The 20,751-nt window shown below is 61.5% G+C and carries 20 protein-coding genes; 6 read left to right on the top strand and 14 right to left on the bottom strand.

What is annotated here, in order from left to right; all coding sequences use genetic code 11:
* Positions 1-34 precede the first annotated feature (34 nt).
* The 7 genes from ACR0JN_RS01075 to ACR0JN_RS01045 all read right to left on the bottom strand — a co-directional run bounded on the left by ACR0JN_RS01075 (position 35) and on the right by ACR0JN_RS01045 (position 6,494).
* On the bottom strand, positions 35-274 hold the full coding sequence (locus tag ACR0JN_RS01075; RefSeq protein WP_480816631.1) for an HP1242/YdcH family protein: 240 nt from the start codon (positions 272-274) through the stop codon (positions 35-37).
* Positions 275-373: 99 nt separating this feature from the next.
* Positions 374-1,003, bottom strand: a complete 630-nt coding sequence (locus ACR0JN_RS01070; protein WP_480883567.1) for a thermonuclease family protein — start codon at positions 1,001-1,003, stop codon at positions 374-376.
* 69 nt (positions 1,004-1,072) lie between these two features.
* A complete protein-coding gene (gene betA, locus ACR0JN_RS01065) occupies positions 1,073-2,731 on the bottom strand; it encodes a choline dehydrogenase (RefSeq protein WP_480883565.1) in 1,659 nt (552 codons plus the stop codon).
* Positions 2,732-2,785: 54 nt separating this feature from the next.
* The gene (betC, locus tag ACR0JN_RS01060; RefSeq protein ID WP_480816634.1) at positions 2,786-4,294 is read right to left on the bottom strand and encodes a choline-sulfatase; all 1,509 of its coding nucleotides are present in this window, start codon (positions 4,292-4,294) and stop codon (positions 2,786-2,788) included.
* Entirely contained in the window at positions 4,291-4,863 is a 573-nt protein-coding gene (gene betI, locus ACR0JN_RS01055; RefSeq protein WP_480816635.1) for a choline-binding transcriptional repressor BetI, read from the bottom strand. The genes betC and betI overlap by 4 nt, the downstream gene beginning before the upstream one ends.
* A 61-nt stretch (positions 4,864-4,924) precedes the next feature.
* Entirely contained in the window at positions 4,925-5,854 is a 930-nt protein-coding gene (locus ACR0JN_RS01050; protein WP_480816636.1) for a DMT family transporter, read from the bottom strand.
* Between the two features lie 40 nt (positions 5,855-5,894).
* Positions 5,895-6,494: a LysE/ArgO family amino acid transporter gene (locus tag ACR0JN_RS01045; protein WP_480883563.1), complete on the bottom strand. Its 600-nt coding sequence runs from the start codon at positions 6,492-6,494 to the stop codon at positions 5,895-5,897.
* An 86-nt stretch (positions 6,495-6,580) separates the two neighbouring features.
* Here ACR0JN_RS01045 and ACR0JN_RS01040 point away from each other — a divergent pair, with 86 nt between their 5' ends.
* On the top strand, positions 6,581-7,471 hold the full coding sequence (locus ACR0JN_RS01040; RefSeq protein WP_480816638.1) for a LysR family transcriptional regulator ArgP: 891 nt from the start codon (positions 6,581-6,583) through the stop codon (positions 7,469-7,471).
* Positions 7,472-7,476: 5 nt separating this feature from the next.
* Here ACR0JN_RS01040 and ACR0JN_RS01035 read toward each other — a convergent pair whose 3' ends face one another.
* Both ACR0JN_RS01035 and ACR0JN_RS01030 read right to left on the bottom strand, forming a co-directional pair.
* Positions 7,477-8,748, bottom strand: coding sequence for an MFS transporter (locus ACR0JN_RS01035; protein WP_480883560.1), 1,272 nt, complete (start codon positions 8,746-8,748; stop codon positions 7,477-7,479).
* Between the two features lie 139 nt (positions 8,749-8,887).
* Positions 8,888-9,628: a YebC/PmpR family DNA-binding transcriptional regulator gene (locus ACR0JN_RS01030; RefSeq protein ID WP_480883558.1), complete on the bottom strand. Its 741-nt coding sequence runs from the start codon at positions 9,626-9,628 to the stop codon at positions 8,888-8,890.
* Positions 9,629-9,738: 110 nt separating this feature from the next.
* Here ACR0JN_RS01030 and ACR0JN_RS01025 point away from each other — a divergent pair, with 110 nt between their 5' ends.
* From ACR0JN_RS01025 to ACR0JN_RS01010, 4 genes are all read left to right on the top strand, one after another.
* Positions 9,739-11,511, top strand: a complete 1,773-nt coding sequence (locus ACR0JN_RS01025) for an SLC13 family permease (protein ID WP_480883556.1) — start codon at positions 9,739-9,741, stop codon at positions 11,509-11,511.
* 16 nt (positions 11,512-11,527) lie between these two features.
* A complete protein-coding gene (locus ACR0JN_RS01020; RefSeq protein ID WP_480883554.1) occupies positions 11,528-12,262 on the top strand; it encodes a glutamine amidotransferase in 735 nt (244 codons plus the stop codon).
* A gap of 72 nt (positions 12,263-12,334) precedes the next feature.
* On the top strand, positions 12,335-13,192 hold the full coding sequence (locus ACR0JN_RS01015; protein ID WP_480883552.1) for a bile acid:sodium symporter family protein: 858 nt from the start codon (positions 12,335-12,337) through the stop codon (positions 13,190-13,192).
* Positions 13,193-13,203: 11 nt separating this feature from the next.
* The gene (locus tag ACR0JN_RS01010; protein ID WP_480883550.1) at positions 13,204-14,865 is read left to right on the top strand and encodes an FAD-binding dehydrogenase; all 1,662 of its coding nucleotides are present in this window, start codon (positions 13,204-13,206) and stop codon (positions 14,863-14,865) included.
* Positions 14,866-14,870: 5 nt separating this feature from the next.
* Here the strand turns inward: ACR0JN_RS01010 and ACR0JN_RS01005 are convergent, their stop codons facing one another.
* The 3 genes from ACR0JN_RS01005 to ACR0JN_RS00995 all read right to left on the bottom strand — a co-directional run bounded on the left by ACR0JN_RS01005 (position 14,871) and on the right by ACR0JN_RS00995 (position 18,376).
* Positions 14,871-15,611: an META domain-containing protein gene (locus tag ACR0JN_RS01005; protein WP_480883548.1), complete on the bottom strand. Its 741-nt coding sequence runs from the start codon at positions 15,609-15,611 to the stop codon at positions 14,871-14,873.
* A 97-nt stretch (positions 15,612-15,708) separates the two neighbouring features.
* On the bottom strand, positions 15,709-17,487 hold the full coding sequence (locus tag ACR0JN_RS01000) for an SLC13 family permease (protein ID WP_480883546.1): 1,779 nt from the start codon (positions 17,485-17,487) through the stop codon (positions 15,709-15,711).
* 76 nt (positions 17,488-17,563) lie between these two features.
* Entirely contained in the window at positions 17,564-18,376 is an 813-nt protein-coding gene (locus ACR0JN_RS00995) for a TIGR00282 family metallophosphoesterase (RefSeq protein ID WP_480883544.1), read from the bottom strand.
* Positions 18,377-18,507: 131 nt separating this feature from the next.
* Between ACR0JN_RS00995 and ACR0JN_RS00990 the strand changes: the two genes are divergently transcribed.
* Complete coding sequence (locus ACR0JN_RS00990) at positions 18,508-18,738, top strand: putative hemolysin (RefSeq protein WP_480883542.1); 231 nt, start codon at positions 18,508-18,510, stop codon at positions 18,736-18,738.
* Here ACR0JN_RS00990 and ACR0JN_RS00985 read toward each other — a convergent pair.
* Positions 18,735-19,292 (bottom strand): 5-formyltetrahydrofolate cyclo-ligase, encoded by a 558-nt coding sequence (locus ACR0JN_RS00985; protein WP_480883541.1) that lies wholly within the window; start codon positions 19,290-19,292, stop codon positions 18,735-18,737. The two genes, ACR0JN_RS00990 and ACR0JN_RS00985, sit on opposite strands and share 4 nt — an antisense overlap.
* A complete protein-coding gene (mgtE, locus tag ACR0JN_RS00980; protein ID WP_480883539.1) occupies positions 19,289-20,683 on the bottom strand; it encodes a magnesium transporter in 1,395 nt (464 codons plus the stop codon). The genes ACR0JN_RS00985 and mgtE overlap by 4 nt, the downstream gene beginning before the upstream one ends.
* Between the last annotated feature and the right edge of the window lie 68 nt (positions 20,684-20,751).

Genomic DNA, 20,751 nt, shown 5'->3' with positions numbered 1-20,751 from the left:
GTGCCGCGACGGGGGCAGAGCCCCCGCCCCTTGCTCAGGCCCTGGACAAGATCGCCCAGATCTCATCCTTGAGACCTGCCCGCTTCTTGCGCAGTTCAACCTCTGCCAGTTCCTCCATCGGCTCGATATTGGTTTCGGCCTTGTGCACGACGCGATTAACCTCGTGATATTCGTCTGTCAGACGGGCAAAATGCGCGTCCGACTGCTTGAGCTGGCTCATCAGTTCGACCTTGTCGGGGAATTCTTCGGCCAGTTCATGCGGGGTGTGGGACATTCCTGTTCGCTCCTTCATTTATCGTTGCAAATCAATGGTAATAGCATCTCGGAGCCGTCACCTTGACCCGGATCAAATGGCCCCTGACATCGAAGGAATTTAGCGTTTGGACGCCCGCCACCCGGCCGCCCGAGCCTCGGCCCGGGAACAGAACCAGCGTTCACCCTTGCTGGCGTTGATTTTGGTTTTCGAATAATAGCGCTGGCCCGGCACGTGATAGATTTTCTCGCCCCTGGACGAAATATTGCCTTTGATCTTGCAAGGCTGGGTCACCGTCTGCCCCGCCGCCCGATGCACCCACGGCAACAGAACCTGCGAGGCATGCAGCCCAGCTGAGCGGGACCTTGCGGCGTTTTCGGCGGCCACGTACGCATCCGAGTATTTACGATACGCAAAGGCCAGACCGCCCTGAACCAACTGCCGGCCTGCATCCGCGCCATCGACGTAACACCGCGCAACGACACGGCCATAGCGATCCCGATCCAGCGGTTCACACCGCGCCATGCTGCCCTGAAACTGCTTACGAACGACAGAGGTCGCCCACGCCCCGCAGGGCCAGTCAGAGCCATTTTCATCACGGCAGGTCTGATCCAGTTCCGGAGCATCTATGCCGTGCAGGCGCACCCGGACGCCACCAACGTCCCACGTATCCGCATCGATGACATCCACCTGCCCTTTGAGCAGATCAGCGGCAGCCGCAAAGGTTGGAAAAGCCAGAACAAAAACCAAACAAAGTCTTAACATATCCCTGATATGCGCCCGGAAGCGGGCGCATTCAACTGGGTCTGTTAAGAAAGGTTAACGCTGGGCTGTCGCCCAGGCCGGGTGAATCCACGGGCGGTCATTGGCTTTCGGCAAGGCATCCCGACCCAGCAAATGGTCCGAGATTTTCTCGCCCACCATGATCGACGGCGCATTCAGATTGCCATTGGTGATCTGCGGAAAGACCGAGCTGTCAGCGACGCGCAGCCCTTCCACTCCGATCACCCGCCCTTTGGGATCAACCACCGCATACCGGTCGTCGGCCCGACCCATCCGGCAGGTTCCGCAGGGGTGATAGGCGCTTTCGGCATGTTCGGCGATAAAGCTGTTCAGATCCTCGTCGGTCTGAACCTCGGCCCCCGGCTGGATCTCTTTGCCCGCAAAAGGCTTGAACGCGTCCTGGCCGAAGATTTCGCGCGTCAGGCGGATGCAAGTTCGGAAGTCCTCCCAATCCTGTTCATGGCTCATGTAGTTGAAACGAATAACCGGCGCGTCCTCGGCCTGGGCCGAGCGCAACGTTACCGCCCCGCGCGAAGGCGAGCGCATCGGGCCGACATGGGCCTGAAACCCGTGCCCCTCTGCCGCCGCCTGACCGTCGTATCGCACGGCCATGGGCAGGAAGTGATACTGAACATCCGGGTATTCAACCCCCGGTTTCGATCGCACAAACGCCGCGCTTTCGAACTGGTTCGAGGCTCCAAGCCCGGTTTTGGTGAACAGCCACTGCGCCCCGATCAAACCCTTGCTGAACAGGTTCCAGTGCTTATAGAGCGTGATCGGCTGCAGCGAGGCCTGCTGGATGTAAAGCTCCAAATGGTCCTGAAGGTTGGCGCCAACGCCGGGTCGGTCGGTAACCACGTCGATACCGTGCTCGGCCAGATGCGCAGCCGGGCCGATGCCCGATAGCATCAACAACTTGGGCGAGTTGATCGACGAGGCGGCCAGAACCACCTCGCGCCGGGCGCGGATGATTTCGGTTTTACCGCCGCGCACCAGTTCCACTCCGGTCGCACGCCCGTCTTCCATCACGACGCGCGCGGCCAGGCCGCGGACAATATCGCAGTTGTTCCGCTTCAATGCGGGCTTCAGATACGCGTTTGCCGCCGACCAGCGCCGCCCTTTCCAGACGGTCTGCTCCATCGGGCCGAAGCCTTCCTGCTTTTCGCCGTTATAGTCGCCGGTGATCTCATAGCCTGCCTGCTGGCCCGCATCGACAAAGGCCTGAAATAGCGGGTTTTCGCGCGGGCCGCGCGACACATGCAAGGGACCATCGGTGCCGCGCCATGTCGGGTCGCCCCCGTGACCGCCATGGTGCCAGGTTTCCATCCGCTTGTAATAGGGCAGCACATCCGCATAGGACCAGCCATCGGCCCCCATCTCGGCCCAGGTGTCGAAATCGCGGGCGTGGCCGCGCACGTAGACCATCCCGTTGATCGAGGACGACCCGCCGATCACCTTGCCGCGCGGGCAGGCCAATTCGCGGTTATTCAGATGCGGCTCAGGCTCGGACTTGTAGCCCCAATCGTACATCGACATGTTCATCGGATAGCTCAGCGCGGCGGGCATCTGGATGAACGGCCCGGCATCCGAACCGCCATGTTCGATCACCAACACCGACGCCCCGGCCTCGCTGAGGCGATAGGCCATCGCGCAACCGGCGGACCCCGCGCCGACGATGACAAAGTCTGCTTCCATTATCGTGTCTCCGGTCCCGCGCGGGGCGCGAGTATTTTTGAAAAGATGAAGGGGTTATTCGCCGCGCGGGAAGCGCTGGCTTTCCTCGACGATGTTCAGGTCCATGTGGTTGCGCATGTACCGTTCCGACGCTTTTTGCAGCGGCTGGTAATCCCACGGGTAATATCCGCCTTGCCGCAGCGCCTCGTACACCACCCAGCGGCGGGCCTGGCTGGCGCGCACGTCGGCATCAAAGCGGTCAAGGTCCCATCGAGCCTCGGACTTGGCGCGCAGCGTTTGCAGGGTCCCAGCGTGTTCGGTCTTGTCCGCAAGGTTGGTCAGTTCATGCGGGTCAGTTTCAAGGTCGAAAAGCTGATCAGGGTCCAGCGCGCAACGGTTGTATTTCCATTTGCCATAGCGCAGCGAGACCAGCGGCGCGTAGGATGCCTCGGCGGCGTATTCCATTTTGACCGGCGCGGTGCGTTCAACACCCTGCGCCAGCGGCACAAGATCTTCTCCGTCCGTCCACGGCGCGATCTCGGCCATGTCAACGCCCGACAGCGCGCCCAGCGTCGGGGTCACGTCGATTGTCGAAACCGGCGTTTCGATACGTCCTGCGGGCATGTCCGGGGCCGAAATCATCAGCGGCACGCGTGAGGAGCCTTCGAAGAAGGTCATCTTGAACCACAGCCCCCGCTCGCCCAGCATATCGCCGTGATCCGAGACGAAGAGGATGATCGCCTCTTGCCGCGTGGTCTCAAGCACCTCAAGGATTTCGCCGATCTTGTCGTCCAGATAAGAGATATTGGCGAAATAGGCGCGGCGGGATTTGCGGATGTCTTCCCGTGTGATGTCAAAGCTGCGCCAGTCATTGGCATCGAAAATCCGCTTGGAATGCGGGTCTTGGTTGTCATAGCCGAGGTCCGCGACCTCAGGCTCCAGATGCGCGCAATCCTCGTAGAGATCCCAGTATTTGCGCCGTGCCACGTAAGGGTCATGCGGGTGGGTGAAGCTGACGGTCATGCTCCACGGGCGACCGTCCTTGCCACGCGCCAGATCATAGAGCTTGGCTTTGGCGTGATAGGCGACCTCGTCATCATATTCCATCTGGTTCGAGATTTCGGCGACGCCCGCGCCCGTCACCGAGCCCATGTTGTGATACCACCAGTCGATCCGCTCACCCGGTTTGCGATAGTCGGGCGTCCAACCGAAATCGGCGGGGTAGATGTCGGTGGTCAGGCGATCCTCGAACCCGTGCATCTGGTCGGGGCCGACGAAATGCATCTTGCCGCTGAGGCAGGTGTAGTAACCCGCGCGGCGCAGATGGTGCGCGTAGGTGGGGATATCGCTGCGGAACTCGGCGGCGTTGTCATAGACTCCGGTGCGCGAGGGCAACTGGCCCGACATGAAGCTGGCCCGACCCGGAGCGCACAAAGGCGAGGCGGTGTAAGCGTTGGCAAACCGCGTTGACCGTTCGGCCAGTTTCTTCAGGTTCGGCGCATGCAGCCAGTCGGCGGGACCGTCGGGAAAGAGGGTGCCGTTGAGCTGATCCACCATCAGGATCAGAATGTTCGGTTTTGTCATTTTCCAGCCTCGAGCAGAGTGTTGAGGACACGCATCGCGTGGTTCACGGCCAGTTGCGGCTCTTCCGGGGCGCTGAGGGCGGCGCGGATATACAGCCCGTCGATCATGGCGATCATGTTTTCCGCCGCCTCGACCGGATCGTCGATGATGGGGCGCAAAGCGCAAATCAGGTTCGAGCGGATGCGGGACTGATAAACCTGCCACAGGCGCAACGCGTCATCATTGGTCTGAGCCAGCACATAGAAAGTCATCCACGCGGCGATCACGTCAGGCGTAAAGCATGAGGGCGCAAAGCAAGCGCGGATGATCGCCTGCGCTCGTTCATTGGGTGGGGCAGATTTAACCTCGGCCCGGGCTACGTCGCCGAAATCGGACAGGATCTGGCGCATCGCGGCCAGAAATATCTTGTCCTTGCCGCCGAAATAATGATGCGCCAACGCGCTGGACATGCCCGCGCGTTTGGCGATCTGGCTGACAGTGACATCCAGCGATTTCTGCACGCCCAGTTCGGCAATCGTTGCGCGAACGATCGCTTCGCGGCGGATCGGCTCCATTCCGACTTTAGGCATCGCGTTCCCCTGACCAGACTTTACGGAAAGGCAGGCTAGGGAATCTTTATTGACTCGTCAATCAATAACGTATCTCAGGCCCGGGCCTGCAGTTCGGGGCGACGCTCGGAGGCGTCACCTCACGGCGTTTCAGCACCGCCTCGCGCCAGGAGATAAAGCTGACGGCGGCCAGAATCAGTGTCCCGCCTGCCACGACCCAAATGTCGACCCCTTCGTGGAACACCACCGCACCCATCACGGTGGCCCAGATCAGTTGCAGGAATGTCACCGGCTGCGTCACGGCAACCGGGGCCGCCTGCAGGGCCAGTGTCATGAAATAGTGGCCTGCGGTAGCAAAGCACGCGACCAGAAACAGCACCCCCAGATCGTGCAGGCTGGGCGGCGTCCACACGGCAATCGCAAAAGGCGTCAGCGCCAGCGTCACCCAGATCGACAGATGCGCCACCACGACCGACGGCGGCACATCCCGCACCAACCGTTTGGCCAACAGGTAGGACGCGCCAAACATTAAAGCCGTGCCCAGCATCGCCAGATGCCCGGCCGAGACCTCTCGGAAACCGGGTCTGAGGATGATCACAACGCCAATCAGCGCCACCATAATCGCGGCCATCCGGCGAAAGGCCAGCTTTTCGCCCAGAAACAGCGCCGCCCCCAGGGTGACGTAAACCGGGGTCATGTAGTTCATTGCCGTGACCTCGGCCAAGGGAATCCGTGTCATGGCGAAGAACCACAGCATGACCCCCACCGCGTGAACCGCCCCGCGCACTCCGAACTGGGTAAGTTGTCGGCGCGTCAGGTGTGTGGTCACGATCAGCCGAAGAACCGGAAGCAGAAAGACCAGCCCCAAAACATATCGCAGGAACCCGGCCTGAATCGGGTCCATCGACGTGCCCAGTGACTTGACCAGCGCCGTCATCCCGACAAAGGACAGCCCGGCGGTGAACATCCAGAACATGCCCGCAAGCGGTCGAGAGGCGGCGACAGTCGTCATGCCATCGGTTCAACACCGAAACCCCGGCGGGGACAACCCTTCACATGATAACAAGTTTGACGGCAATGCTCAGCATCACAACGCCGATCCCGACATCCAGACCCTGCCACGCGCGCGGTCGCGTGAAGACCGGGGACAATATTCGGGCCCCGTATCCGAGCGAGAAGAAGAAGACGAAGCTGGACAGCATTGCGCCAATCGCAAAACTGAGCCGGTCGTCATATTGCGCTGAGATCGAGCCGATCAGAACAACCGTATCCAGATAGACATGCGGGTTCAGCCAGGTGAAGGCCAGCACCGTCAACAAGGCTGCGCGCAGGCTGGTCCGGGGGCCTTCGCCAATATCCATCGCTGCGCCACCGCGCCACGCCGACCACAGGCTGCGCAGACCATACCACGTCAGAAACAGTGCCCCGCCATAGCGCATCACCAGCTCAAACCAGGGCGCGGCCTGCGCCAGCGTTCCGAACCCGGCCACTCCGGCCGCGATCAGTATGGCGTCGGAGACGGCGCAGGTCAGACACAGGACAAAGACATGCTCGCGCCGCAGACCTTGCCGCAATACAAAAGCATTCTGCGCGCCAATGGCGAGGATCAGGCTAAACCCAAGCGCAAAACCGGCAATTAGGGATGTGGACATGCAACCTCCTGCGTTTAGAACGATTGACTAAAGCGCGGCAGGCGTTCTATCAAATTAAAGATGTTAACCTGAATTAAGTTGTTCTAATGCTATTGGACCCGCACCATATCGGAGCGCTTTCTGCAATACTGAGGCATGGCAGCTTCGATGCGGCCGCCGCTGAGCTATCCGTCACACCTTCGGCTATTTCCCAACGGATCAAAGCGCTGGAGGACCGTGTCGGCACGTCCCTGATCCACCGCGGCCCACCCTGCACCGGCACCAACGCAGGTCTGCGCATCGCGCAGCACGCCGAAGATATCGGCCTGCTCGAGGCGCAATTGGCCCGCGAGCTGACGCTGCAGCGAGGGCCGGGACCCACGCGGGTGCGGATCGCGGTGCCTGCCGACGGTCTGGCCACATGGTTCATCAAAGCCATGGCGCAGGTGTCGGACATGCTGTTCGATCTGGTGATCGATGATCAGGATCATTCGGCGGAATGGTTGCGGCGCGGCGAGGTGAGCGCCGCCGTCACTGTCGGTGGCCAGTCGGTCACCGGATGCGACGCCATCCCGCTGGGCGCTTTGCGCTACCTGCCGACCGCCAGCCCCGATTTCATCGACCGCTGGTTCAACGAAGGCGTGACCGCCAAAACCCTTGCCCGCGCGCCCTGTCTTGTCTTCAGCCGCAAAGACAGCTTGCAGAAAGCGTGGATGGAGGCATGGACGGGCAGCCGCATCTCGCCACCCTCGCACTATCTGCCCTCCTCACGGGGCTTCGTCGAGGCGGCGATTGCCGGGATGGGATGGGGGATGAACCCCGAAGAGTTGGCCCGCGATGCGATAGAGGCCGGACAACTGCGCCCTATCGTGCCCGATGCTGAGCTGGATGTTGACCTGACTTGGCAGGTGGGGCGCATTCTGGCCCCGGCACTGGCCCCGCTGACGCTGGCGGTCCGGGACGCGGCCGCACGTGCGCTGATTCCGCCAACCCTGTAATACCCTTACGCCTGCGCCGCTTTTCCGGCCTGCGGTACGACGACACGATAGCAGGCGAAACTGGCGACAACACTGGCCAGAACAATAAATGCGACGGCCAGTGCGACCTCGTTCAAATGAGCGATACCCGCCAGCGCCGCCGACAGGACAACCGCGCTGATCCGGGCCAGGCTCTTGATCGCCGCCGAGGCCTGCACCCGCTGATCCTTGGGGGCTACGTCCAGGAAATACAGTTTGCGCGCGCTGCTGATCCCCGTTACCGCAACCGTGACAACGAACAGGGCGATGGCATGCAGGTGGACGTCGTGATCCAGGTGCAGATAGTGGAAAACCAGCAGCACGATCCCCGTCACCGCCACCATCAGCGTCCCGGTAACCATGACCGCGCGATGGGATTTCATGTTGACCAGATGCCACAGGGGCGCTGAAACCAGATAGCCCGACGCCGAAGACACGATCACAGCCGTCAGGCCCTTGGCTGAACTGTGATGAGACTCGGCTGCGATTAGGGCGAAGAAAGGCACGGACAAAGCCACGACGACCAGCGGCATTCGCATAATCAAATAGCGCCGGAACCAGGCGTGCTCGAACATGCTGCGGATTGCGCGGAAGCTGGCGGAAAGGGAGAGCTTTTGCGTCTTGTCACCATCGGTATTGTCTGCCCGTCCCGAGGTCTCGGACATGGCCATGATTGTCAGGCCGGACAGGATAAAGAACGCAACGGATACGGCGATCACGGTGGAATGACGCGCAAAGGGCGGGTGTTCTGCCGTCAGTTTATGGAGCAACAGCGCAAGGCCAATGGCCCCCAGCCCTCCGGCCCCTAGCTGCATATAGTGCATCACCATTCTTGATTTCGACTGGACATGATCGCCCAGCAGATCCATGAGCATCAGGTTCTGAGTCTCGTCAATCAGGCCGATCAGAAAGAACACGGCGATGAACGCCACGGCGATCAGCGGCACCACGCCCGTTGCCGCGATCAGGATGGCCAGAACCAGACAGGCCCCGATTGCAACCTCGGTCAGGGCAACGCCACGCTTTTTCCGGGGCTGGGCCGCGATGGTCTGGGCCAGAAACACATCCGCGATCATGCTGCCCACCATCCGAACCGAGACCAGCGCCCCGGCGATGAAGATTGGCAATTCGAAAGACACAGCCAGAAACGGCAACACGACCGAGGGGCTGCCCAGCGTCCAGGCGACCTGGGACAGGATGCTCTGCCCGGTCAGAACCGGGACGTTCCGTTTTGCCGTATCAGGTGTACTCGTCGCCATCAGCCTGCAATCTGCGCGCAATTTCCGGTGTTTTTATGTCGCTGCGTCTTCGGTTTCAAACTTAACGAGTTCGGCGCAGACGGCCAAATGCAAAAGCCCGACCGCACGGGCCGGGCTTTCGAAAAGCGTAGAACACGGCTTAAAGCTGCGCCATGACCTCATCCGTGGCTTCGAAATTGGTTGTGACGCGCTGCACGTCGTCGTCATCTTCCAGCGCATCGACCAGCTTCATCAGCTTTTGCATATCGTCCAGCCCCAGTTCGGTCGTGGTGGTGGGCCTCCAGACCAGCTTGGTGGATTCGGATTCGCCTAGCGCGCCTTCCAGCGCGTTCGACACATCGTTCAGATCGGTATCGGCGCACCAGATGATGTGACCGTCTTCCGAGCTTTCGACATCCTCGGCACCGGCTTCGATAGCGGCTTCAAAGATCGTGTCCGCATCGCCTGCCTCCGCCGGGTACACCACCTCGCCCTTGCGCTCGAACATGAAGCCGACCGAGCCGGTCTCGCCCAGATTGCCGCCGTTCTTGGAAAAGGTCGAGCGCACGGTAGATGCGGTGCGGTTGCGATTGTCGGTCATCGTCTCGACGATCACCGCCACGCCGTTGGGGCCGTAGCCCTCGTACCGGATTTCTTCGTAATCGTCGCCTTCGCCCGCAACCGATTTCTTGATCGCCCGGTCGATTACGTCCTTGGGGACCGAGTTCGACTTGGCTTCCTTGACGGCCAGACGCAGGCGCGGGTTCTTGTCGGGATCGGGGTCGCCCATCTTGGCGGCGACGGTGATTTCTTTCGACAGTTTGGAAAACAGCTTGGACCGCGCGGCGTCCTGACGCCCCTTGCGGTGCTGGATGTTGGCCCATTTGGAATGGCCTGCCATGTTGCGTCCTCGTGATAGTGATTGCGTATTCGGCGCTCATATAGACGTTTGCGGGGGGCGGGATCAAGAGAGCGGCTTGCTCAGACCTCGGCGCGCGGTATGGTGACCGCATGACGACCGATCAGATCATTCTTTTTGCCCTTTTCATCGCCGTGTTTGGACTGCTTCTGTGGGGCCGGTTTCGTTATGACCTTGTGGCATTCGCGGCGCTGATGGTGGGCGTGGTGACGGGCGTCGTGCACGTCGACAACGCATTTGCCGGGTTCGGCCACCCCGCGACGATCATTGTTGCGCTGGTGCTTGTGGTGTCTGCCGGGCTGGTCCGGTCGGGGGCTGTGTTTCTGATCACACGAACGCTGGTCGATGCCTCGCGCGGCCTGGGCGCGCATATCGCGCTGATGGGTGGGATCGGGGCAGTGCTTTCGGCCTTCATGAACAACGTCGCGGCGCTGGCGCTGCTCATGCCCGTAGACATTCAGACCGCGCGCAAGGCGGGCCGGTCGGTGGGGTTGACGCTGATGCCGCTGAGCTTTGCCACCATTCTGGGCGGCATGGCGACGCTGATCGGTACCCCGCCCAACATCGTCATCGCCTCGATCCGGGCCGAAACTCTGGGCGAGCCGTTCCGCATGTTTGACTTCGCCCCGGTCGGAGGTCTGGCCGCCATCGCAGGGCTGGCCTTTGTCTCGCTGATCGGCTGGCGTCTGATCCCCAACCGGGGGCCGCAGGATGAAACGTCCGAGGCGCTGGCCGAATATATCGCCGAGCTGACCCTACCGCCCGAGTCGCCCCATATCGGCAAGCGCGTCAGTGAGCTTTACGAGGCTGCCGAAAAGTCTGACGTGGCCATCATCGGCCTGATCCGCGACGGCAAGCGGCGCTATGGGCGCTCTGCCCATGCCACGCTGAAAGAGGGCGACGCGCTGGTTCTGGAAGCCCGGCCCGAGGCGCTGGACGAGTTTCGCGCCGCGCTGAACCTTGATTTCTCGGACACACGCCGTCAGGAGTTGCTGACCGCCGAGGGTGAGGGCCTTGAAGTGATCGAGGTTGTGGCCCCCGAAAGCGCCCGCATCACAGGCCGCACCGCGCAAGGATTGGGGCTTGCGTGGCGGCAGAGCACCGTTCTGATGGGGATTTCCCGCCAAGGCCGCCGGATCACCGAGCAGGTGCGCAAGACCGAGGTCGAACCGGGCGACATCCTGCTGCTGCTCTGCCCCCGCGACCGGGGCGCGGATGTGACCGAGTGGCTGGGCTGCCTGCCGCTGGCGCAGCGCGGGTTGAATGTCACCGCAAATGACAAGGCGTGGCTGGCCATCGGGCTTTTCGCGGCAGCTGTTCTGGCGGCCAGTGTCGGGTTGATCTATCTGCCCGTTGCGCTTGGTTTGGTGGTGATTGCCTATGTGCTGACCAAGATCATGCCCATCGCCGACATCTACAACCACATCGAATGGCCGGTGGTGGTGTTGCTGGGCTCGATGATCCCTTTGGGCAGCGCGCTCGAGACCTCGGGCGGGACCGAGTTGATCGCCAATGCGCTGGTGCAACTGACGGACGGCCTGCCCGCCTGGGCCATTCTGACCGTCCTGATGGTCGTCACCATGACGCTGTCGGATGTTCTGAACAACACCGCGACGGCCATAGTCGCAGCCCCGGTGGGGATACAGATGGCGCAGACACTGGGCGTGTCGCCCGACCCGTTCCTGATGACCGTCGCCGTGGCGGCCTCGGCTGCCTTCCTTACGCCCATCGGGCACAAGAACAACACGCTGGTTCTGGGTCCCGGAGGCTATCGGTTCGGCGATTACTGGCGCATGGGCCTGCCGCTTGAAATCTTGATAGTCGCGGTATCGGTTCCGGCCATCCTTGTGTTCTGGCCGCTTTGACGGGTAAAGGCAGCACATGAAACGCTTTCTGATCCTGCAACTGCGCCCCGAGACGGATGCCTCGGACGCCGAATATGCCTCGATTCTCGACAAGACCGGGCTTATCCCTGCACAGACCCATCGTATCCGTCTGGATTGCGAGGATCTGCCCGACGGTCTGGACGTGACCGACTATGCAGGCGTCATCGTCGGCGGCGGGCCCGGTTGCGTCAGTGACGATCCGGCGACGAAATCCAGCCTGGATGCCAAGATCGAAGGTGCGATCATGGGGCTGATGCCGCAGATCACTGCGCGCGATCACCCGTTCATGGGCTGCTGCTACGGCTTGGGTATCCTCACAGCGCATCTGGGCGGGGATGTCAGCAAACGGCAATATGGCGAGCCGGTCGGCCCCTCCGATTGCCGCCTGACTGAAGATGGCGCGCAGGACCCTCTGACCACTGGCCTAAAGCCTGAATTCGAGGCCTTTGTCGGTCATAAAGAGGCCGTGCAGTCCCTACCCGACGGCTGCGTGCACCTGATCGCCTCGGACCCCTGCCCGTTTCAGATGATCCGCTGGGGGCAGAACGTCTATGCCACGCAATTCCACCCCGAGGCCGATGCGCATGATTTCGAAGAACGCATCCATATCTACAAGGATCACGGCTATTTCCGGCCCGAAGACGCGCAGGGTTTGATAGATATGTGCCACGCGGCGGACGTCACCCAACCCGGTGAGATCTTGCGGCGGTTTGCCGAACGGTACGGGTGACCTAACGGAGCGGTTGCCTGTCGCTTGGCCCCTCGCATAGGTTGATCCAAACAGCTTTGGGAGGGGTTGTTCTTGGACCTGCTTATCAATGTCGGCCTGCCCCTGTCGTTGGCGATTATCATGCTGTCCTTAGGCCTCGGGCTTGAGGCCGCTGATTTCCGCCGCGTGCTGACACGCGGCTATCCCTTTGCCATCGGCGCGATCAGTCAGGTTCTGCTGCTGCCGCTGGCCGCCTTTGCCACCGCCAAGCTGTTTGGCCTGTCGCCCGAGATCGCGGTCGGCGTCATGCTGCTAAGCTTTTGCCCCGGCGGCGTGACCAGCAACATCCTGTCGAAATTCGCCAGGGGCGACGTGGCCCTGTCCGTCAGCCTGACCGCGGTGATCAGCCTGCTGTCGATGGTGACGGTCCCGGTGCTGGCGGCGTGGTCCATCGGGCATTTCATGGGCGAAGCCGCGCCCGAGGTTTCGATCGGGTCGCTGGCCACCGCGCTGTTCCTGATCACCACCCTGCCCGTCGCGATTGGCGTCAGCTTGCGCCACTTTGCGCGCAATTTCGCACTGCGGATCGACGCGCCGCTGTCTAAACTTGCAGCGATCTTGTTCGTGTTGATCGTTGCCGTCGCCTTGGCCGGAAACTGGCAGTTCTTTATCGAGAACCTCAGCTCAATCGGCGCGGCTCTGATCACCCTGAACATCGCCCTGCTGTTGATCGGCCTTGGGCTGTCGCGCGCCGCCAACCTGTCATGGGATGAGGCCAAGACAGTGTCGATTGAAACCGGCATCCAGAACTCGGCCCTCGGCATTACACTGGCGGCATTGATCACTGGCACCACCACCGGATTCAGCCCTCTGGCTGTGCCTGCAGCCGTCTATGGGATCACAATGTATGTGGTCGTAACCCCCTTCATCCTCTGGTTCCGCAGCCGCTGAAAGGACAGCCCATGACCAACAACACAGCAGACGCGATTGTGGTCGGCGGCGGGCTTGCCGGTCTGGCGGCGGCGGCAGAACTGGGTGATCGCGGCAAACGCGTGATCATCGTGGATCAGGAGCCCGAACATTTCCTTGGCGGGCAGGCGTTCTGGAGCCTCGGCGGGTTGTTCATGGTCGACACCCCCGAACAGCGCCGCATGGGCATCCGCGACAGCCACGATCTGGCCCTGCGCGACTGGTTGGGCAGCGCACAGTTCGACCGGGACGACGACGCATGGCCCCGCAAATGGGCGCAGGCCTATGTTGAATTCGCCGCTGGCGAGATGCGTCCGTGGCTGCACCAGATGGGTCTGCGCTGGTTCCCCGTGGTGGGCTGGGCCGAACGCGGCGGATCTTATGCGGATGGTCATGGCAACTCGGTCCCTCGGTTTCACATCACGTGGGGCACTGGCCCGGGTGTGCTGGAACATTTCATCCGCCGGGTGCAGGAACATGTCAGCGCCGGGCTGATCCAGCTGAAATTCCGTCATCAGGTCAGCCATATCATCATGCAAAACGGTGCAGCCAAAGGCGTTTCGGGCGAGGTTCTGGCCGATGACACCGCCCAACGCGGCGGCAAGACCAACCGGGATGAGGTCGGCGAGTTCGAAGTCTACGCGCCCTCGGTCATCGTCACCTCGGGCGGAATTGGCGGCAACTTCGAGATGGTGCGGAAGAACTGGCCTCGAGAGCGATTGGGTGAGCCGCCAAAAGACATGGTGGCCGGCGTTCCGTTTCACGTGGATGGCCGGATGATCGGCATCAGCGAAAAGGCCGGCGGGCATGTGATCAACGGCGACCGCATGTGGCATTATACCGAAGGCGTGCGGAACTGGGACCCGATCTGGCCCGCCCATGGCATCCGCATTATACCCGGCCCAAGTTCGATGTGGTTCGATGCGCGTGGCAACCGGCTGCAACCTCCCTGCCTACCGGGGTTCGACACACTGGCCACGCTGCGCGAGATTCTGAAAACCGGCTATGAATACAGTTGGTTCGTCTTGACCCAGAAGGTGATCAAAAAGGAATTCGCCCTGTCGGGGTCCGAACAGAACCCAGATCTCACATCCGGAAGCTGGAAAGAGGTGATCCGCCAACGCGTCCTGTCAGGGTCCAAATCGACGGGGCCGGTCGAGGCGTTCAAGGAAAAGGGCGAGGATTTTGTTGTCGCCAACACCTTGACCGAGTTGGTGAACGGCATGAACCATCTGGGCGGCGGCCTGATTGACGAGGCGCATCTGCGTGCCCAGATCGAGGCGCGGGATTCGCAGGTCGACAACCCGTTCTCGAAAGACGCGCAGATGATGGCGATTTTGGCCGCGCGCAATTACCGGGGCGACAAGCTGATCCGGACGGCCAAGCCGCACCGGTTCCTCGATCCGTCCAACGGCCCCCTGATCGCGGTCAAGCTGCACGTGCTGACCCGCAAAACGCTGGGCGGGTTGCAGACCAACCTCGACAGCCAGATGATCGGCGAAGACGGCAAGGTCGTCCCCGGCCTGTTCGCCGCTGGTGAGGTCGCGGGCTTCGGCGGAGGCGGCTATCACGGATACAACGCGCTGGAGGGCACGTTTCTGGGCGGCTGCATCTTCTCGGGCCGCAACGCGGGACGGTCCCGCGCCGTCGCCTGATACGCTTACGGCTTGCGCACCATCTTGATAACCGGCTCGCCCTGCGCATCCAGCAACGCCAAAGCGTCGCCCTGCACCGCATAGGTGGTCACGCTTTGCAGGGCCTGCATAAACTGACGCTCGACCTCGTCCAGCGGTGGCGGGCAGGCCATCAGCGTGGCGGCCATGTTGTCGGGGAATTCGATCCGGCTGCCCGAAATCTCGGCCTGGCCGCGAAACCGGTTGCAGCCTCCGCTGCCCGAAAACGCCCCGCCTTGTGCAAAGGACAGTTCGGGCCGTTTCTCGGTTTCAATCGGGGTGCCGTTCAATCCGGCGGTAACCCATTCCGTGTTTTCCAGCATCGCAGCCCCCTGCGCCTGAACCTGCACCAGCGTCATATCGGCCGAGTTCCCGGCCCCGTCCGTCAGAACCGGATAGGCCGTATCAGTCGTAAACAGAAGGGTCTGCCCCTGCGAGATTGAGGCGCGCAGGACATACCGTTGGCTGTGACTGATCAGCGCGTCATCGTAAGTCAGTTCAAACTGCGCGGGCACTGCGTCCAACGCATAGCGCTGTGCGGCAAGCGTCACGGCCGGGGCGTCGGCCAGCGAGACATCCTGAAGTTGCACATAAAGCGTGGCATCCTGCGGCACAGCGATGCGTTCAAGAAAGGTCGCCGACCCCGCAACCGTTCCTGCGACACCTGCACCGCCCAGGGTCGTCCACATCGCGATACTGGCCACAACGGCACGTCCGGTTCCGAGCATGATCAACTCCTGTTTAAAGCATCATATTCACAAAAGATTGTGTGTCCGTCGCCATTTACAAGGCTGAACGCGGGCAACCGGCGGGTCTGCGCCGATATCACAGCGGCCAGATCAACGGGATCAGAAACGAGGCCAGCAGCCCAACGGTCAGGTTCAGCGGAATGCCGACCTTCATGAAATCGGTGAACCTGTACCCGCCCGGCCCGTAGACCATCATGTTGGTCTGATAGCCGATGGGCGTCGCGAACGAAGCCGAAGCCGCGACCATCACCGCAACAACCAGCGGGCGCGGATCGATCCCCACCGCCTGCGCCAGCCCGATGGCAATCGGCGTCACCACAACAGCCACCGCGTTGTTCGATACCAGTTCGGTCAACACCGATGTAAGCAGATAAACCGCCCAGATGATCAGGAACGGCGGTAGGGCGCTCAGGCCCGGCGCGACCGCCTCGACAATCAGCATTACAGCGCCGGAACTGTCCAGCGCAGCACCAATGGCCAGCATCGCGAAGATCAGCGCCAGAAGGCGGCCCTCGACAAAGGAAAACGCCTCATCCGCGTCGATGCAGCGCGTCAGCAGAACCACGGCAACCGCCAGGATCGACAACAGCAAGATCGGTGCCACACCCAGCGCGGCCAAAGCGACAATGCCGACCAGCGCGCCAATTGCAATCGGCGCATGACTACGGCGGAATGCGCGGGCGGACGGTTGTGTCACATCAACCATATCCATATCAGCGGCCAGTTTCTGAATATCCGCCGGCGAGCCCTCAAGCAGCAGCGTGTCGCCCACCCGGACCACCAGATCATCCAACTGGCGACCGATATTCTGGTTGCGGCGATGCACCGCCAGCACATAGACACCATACCGCCTGCGCAGGCGCAGGATGCCCAGCGTGCGCCCGACCATGCGGCAGCCGGGGGTGATCAGCACCTCGACCGTCTTGGTCTCGACAGCCGAGACCTGATCGACGCGTTTCAGTTCCTTGTTGCTCTGCAGGCTCAACAATTCGGTCATTTCGGTCCGCAGAACGACGCGGTCACCCACCTGCAGCTCAACCCCCTTGAGATTGCGCCGCAACGAGTCATCGCCCCGGATCACGTCAATCAGGCGCACGCCGGGGCGTTTGAACAGTTGCACGCCGGTGACTTCACGCCCGATCAGGTTGCTTTCCGGCGGGATTACGGCCTCGGTAAAGAACTTCATCTTGGACCGGTCGCTGAGCAGCGAGGCCATGCTGTCCCGGTCCGGCAACAAACGCGGCGCGATGAAGCGCAAGTAAATCATGCCATAGATGACCAGAGCGATGCCCAGCGGCGTGACCTCGAAGATCGTAAAGGCCTGCATGCCTTGTGCGCGGGCCACACCATCCACAAGCAGGTTGGTGGAGGTCCCGATCAGGGTCAGCGTGCCACCAAGAATAGCCGCATAGCTCAACGGGATCAGCAGTTTCGAAGCCGGGACATTCAGCGTTCGCGCGATCTGCACGAAGACCGGGATCATCACCACCACAACCGGCGTGTTCGACACCACCGCCGAGGCCACGACGACAAAAGCCATCAGCAAGCCAATGGCGATGCGCGGGTTCACCTGCGCCTGTTTCTGCGCCGTCGAGGTAAAGGCGTCCAAAGCGCCCGTTCGCACAAGCGCCCCCATGATGATGAACATCGCGGCGATGGTCCACGGCGCGGGGTTTGACAGCACCGCAAGGGCGCTTTGGTAGGGCAGGATACCGGTGACTAACATCAGGGACACGCCGCCAATGGCCACCACCTCGGTCGGGTAGACCTCGCGCAGGAACATGATGAACATGCCCGCGACGATCATCAGCGCGAGAATTGCGCCACCAGTGTCTGTCAGTGGAAGGAATTGCATTCGTGGTATTCTGTCCGAACCCTGGCCCAAGCGCCTGACGGGTAGTTTCCCGCATTGCGCGGGGCAGAGCAAGCCTTTACGGCCCCGCCTGCTCCAGCCGCCCGCCGACGCGTACCATATGCACAGATTTTGCACTGCCGTCTTGATCGTTGGTCTCAACGAACACGCCGCTCAGCGTCGCTTCACCATTGGCCGGGGTGAACCGCGCCTTGGGCATGCCGGTGATGAAGCGGCGCATCGGCTCGACCTTGTCCATGCCAATGACCGAGTCATAATCGCCGCACATCCCCGCATCGGTCAGATAGGCGGTGCCGCCGGGCAAAATCTGAGAATCCGCGGTGGGCACGTGGGTATGCGTGCCCACCACAAGACTGGCGCGTTTGTCGCAATAGTGGCCCATTGCCATTTTCTCGGACGTCGCCTCGCAATGCATGTCCACGATAATCGCATCGGCCTGCCCACCGCGCGGATGGGATTTCAGGATCGGCTCGATCGCGGAAAACGGATCGTCAAAGGGCCGTTTCATGAACACCTGACCCAGCACCTGAACCACCAGAACCTTGCGCCCGCCTGGCGCGGTGTACAGGCGATGCCCCCGGCCCGGCGCGCCTTTGGCGAAATTCACCGGGCGCACGATGCGCGGTTCTTTCTCAATGAATTGCAGCATGTCTTTCTGGTCGAACGCGTGATCGCCCAGCGTCAGACAATCGGCCCCGGCCTCGAGCAGCAGCTTGGCGTGGTCCCCCGTCAGGCCCATTCCGTTCGAGGCGTTTTCGCCATTGACCACAACAAAATCCAGCCGCCATTCGTCGCGCAGACGCGGCAAATGCTGTTGCACGGCCGCGCGCCCTGCCCGGCCCATAACGTCGCCAAGAAACAAAATCCTCATAATCGCGGTCCTATGGGGTGTGCTGGGCAATAACAAGGCGGAACCGTGCAATTTCTACGCCGCGCAAGCCGCTTGCAATCACATGCAGAAATGCCAATCTGAACAAGAACATTCCGGTTAGGAGCATTGGTATGAAATTCATCGCAGCAACCGCACTCGCCCTGCTGGCAGGTCAGACCGCTCTGGCTGAGCAAAAAACCACGACTACAATGGCAAACCCGGCGGCCACGTTCTGTCTTGAAAACGGCGGAGAATATCAGATCCGCAAGAATGACGATGGCAGCGAATACGGCGTCTGCGTTCTGCAGGACGGGTCCGAGGTAGACGCCTGGGACTACCTGCGCAGCCATTTCGAAAACTAGAACGTCAGCACCCGGCTTTCCGTGATAACCATGTCCAGCGGTTGATCGGTCGGTTCCAGCGGCAGGTCGTCAGCCTCTTGCGCGTCAAAGGCGAAGCCGATGGCCAGTGTGGATCGTTTGGCGCGCAGCCCTTCAAGCGTGCGGTCATAGAACCCGCCGCCATAGCCCAGCCTGCCGCCGCGCGCGTCGAAAGCCACCAGCGGCACGATCAGAATCTCGGGGTCGAAATAATCATCGACCTCGGGCACGCGGGCTCCGAAGGGGCCGTCTTTCAGCGTACCGTCCGGGGTCCAGCGGGAAAAGCGCAGCGGCTGACCGGCGGCCTGTATCACCGGTACGCCGACTGGGCCATAGGCCGAGGCCTCGGCCATAGCGGGCAGCGGGTCGATCTCGGTCCGGATCGGCATGTAGCCGGACAGGGGCACGCCACGATAGCCCGCCAGAACTTCGGACAAACGCCCAGCCCCGCCGGGTAAGCGCGCATCGAAGGCGGCTTTGCGGCGCGCGAACGCAGCCTTGCGCGCAGCCGCTTTGATTTCGGTGAGATCGGTCAAAGAAGCACCACAGTTGCAAGCCCCAGGAACAGGAAGAACCCCATGACGTCGGTCGTCGTTGTCACAAAGGTACCGGATGCCAGCGCCGGGTCAGCGCCGAGACGATCCAGTACCACAGGTACTACCGTTCCCACGAAGCCCGCGATGATCATGTTTACGACCAGTGCCGCCCCGATCACGACCCCAAGCAGCGGTGAATCAAACCACAGCATCCCCACTGTTCCCAAGACAATGGCAAAACACAGGCCATTGAGCAGCCCGACCAGCAATTCCCGCCGGATCACGCGCATCACGTTGGCAGGCGTCAGGTCGCGTGTCGCCAGCGCCCGCACCGCGACGGTCAAGGATTGGGTGCCCGCATTGCCCCCCATCGACGCCACAATCGGCATCAAAATCGCCAGTGCCACCAGCTGATCAATCGAGGCCTCAAACTGCGAGATCACCAATGAGGCGCAGATCGCCGTACACAGGTTCACCGCCAGCCAAGGCAACCGCCGCCGACTGGTCGCGGCGACACTGTCCGAGATCGAACTTTCGTCGCTGACACCAGCAAGGCGCAGCATGTCCTCTTCATATTCCTCATCCAACACGACCATCGCGTCGTCGATGGTGATCACCCCGACCAGACGGCCATCCGCATCGACCACAGGGGCCGAGATCAGGTGATACTGGTTAAAGGCATAGGCCACATCCTCTTCATCCTGATCGACAGGGATGACATGGAATTCCTCTTCCGTAATATCGAGCAGCGGCACGTCGCGCCGGTTCGCCATCAGCTTGCCCAGCATAGTTTGCGCAACGGGTTTCAGACGCGGGTCGATAAGAACGACATGGTAGAACTGCTCGGGCAGATCGTCATTGGCGCGCATGAAATCAATGGCTTGCCCGACAGTCCAATGCTCGGGGGCCATGACGACCTCGCGCTGCATCAGACGCCCGGCAGAGTTCTCGGGGTAAGACAGCGCCTGTTCCGCCGCAATCCGCTCGGAATCCTCAAGCGCGTCCAGAATGGTTTCCTGCTGCGGCTCTTCCAGATCTTCCAGCAGGTCAACGACATCGTCGCTTTCCATGTCACGCACGGCTTCAGCCAGAACGTCCGGTTTCAGGATGCCGATGACTTCTTCCCGGACGGCCTCATCCAGTTCCGACAGGATATCGCCGTCGAATTCCTTGTCATACAGGCGGATCAGGCGGCCCCGGTCATAGGGGTTGATCTGTTCCAGAAGGTCGGCGATGTCGGCCGCGTGCAGCGGCTCCATCAACTCGACAAGCTTGTCGCGATCCTCGACATCCACTGCGTACAAGATCGCGGCCACGGTCCGCTGGTCCAGCGCATAGGCATCTTCGTCGCTTGCAGGATCGGTGACGGGATCATCAATGCCGGTTGTCATGTGCTGCTCCCGTTTTCTTTGCCATTGGCCCCTAATTAGAAGAAGCAGCTACCGAAAAACAATGACAA

It is taken from the genome of Ruegeria sp. G12 (assembly GCF_056533565.1).
The sequence above is the reverse complement of the archived record's forward strand: the minus strand, read 5'-3'. Positions and strand labels throughout refer to the sequence as shown.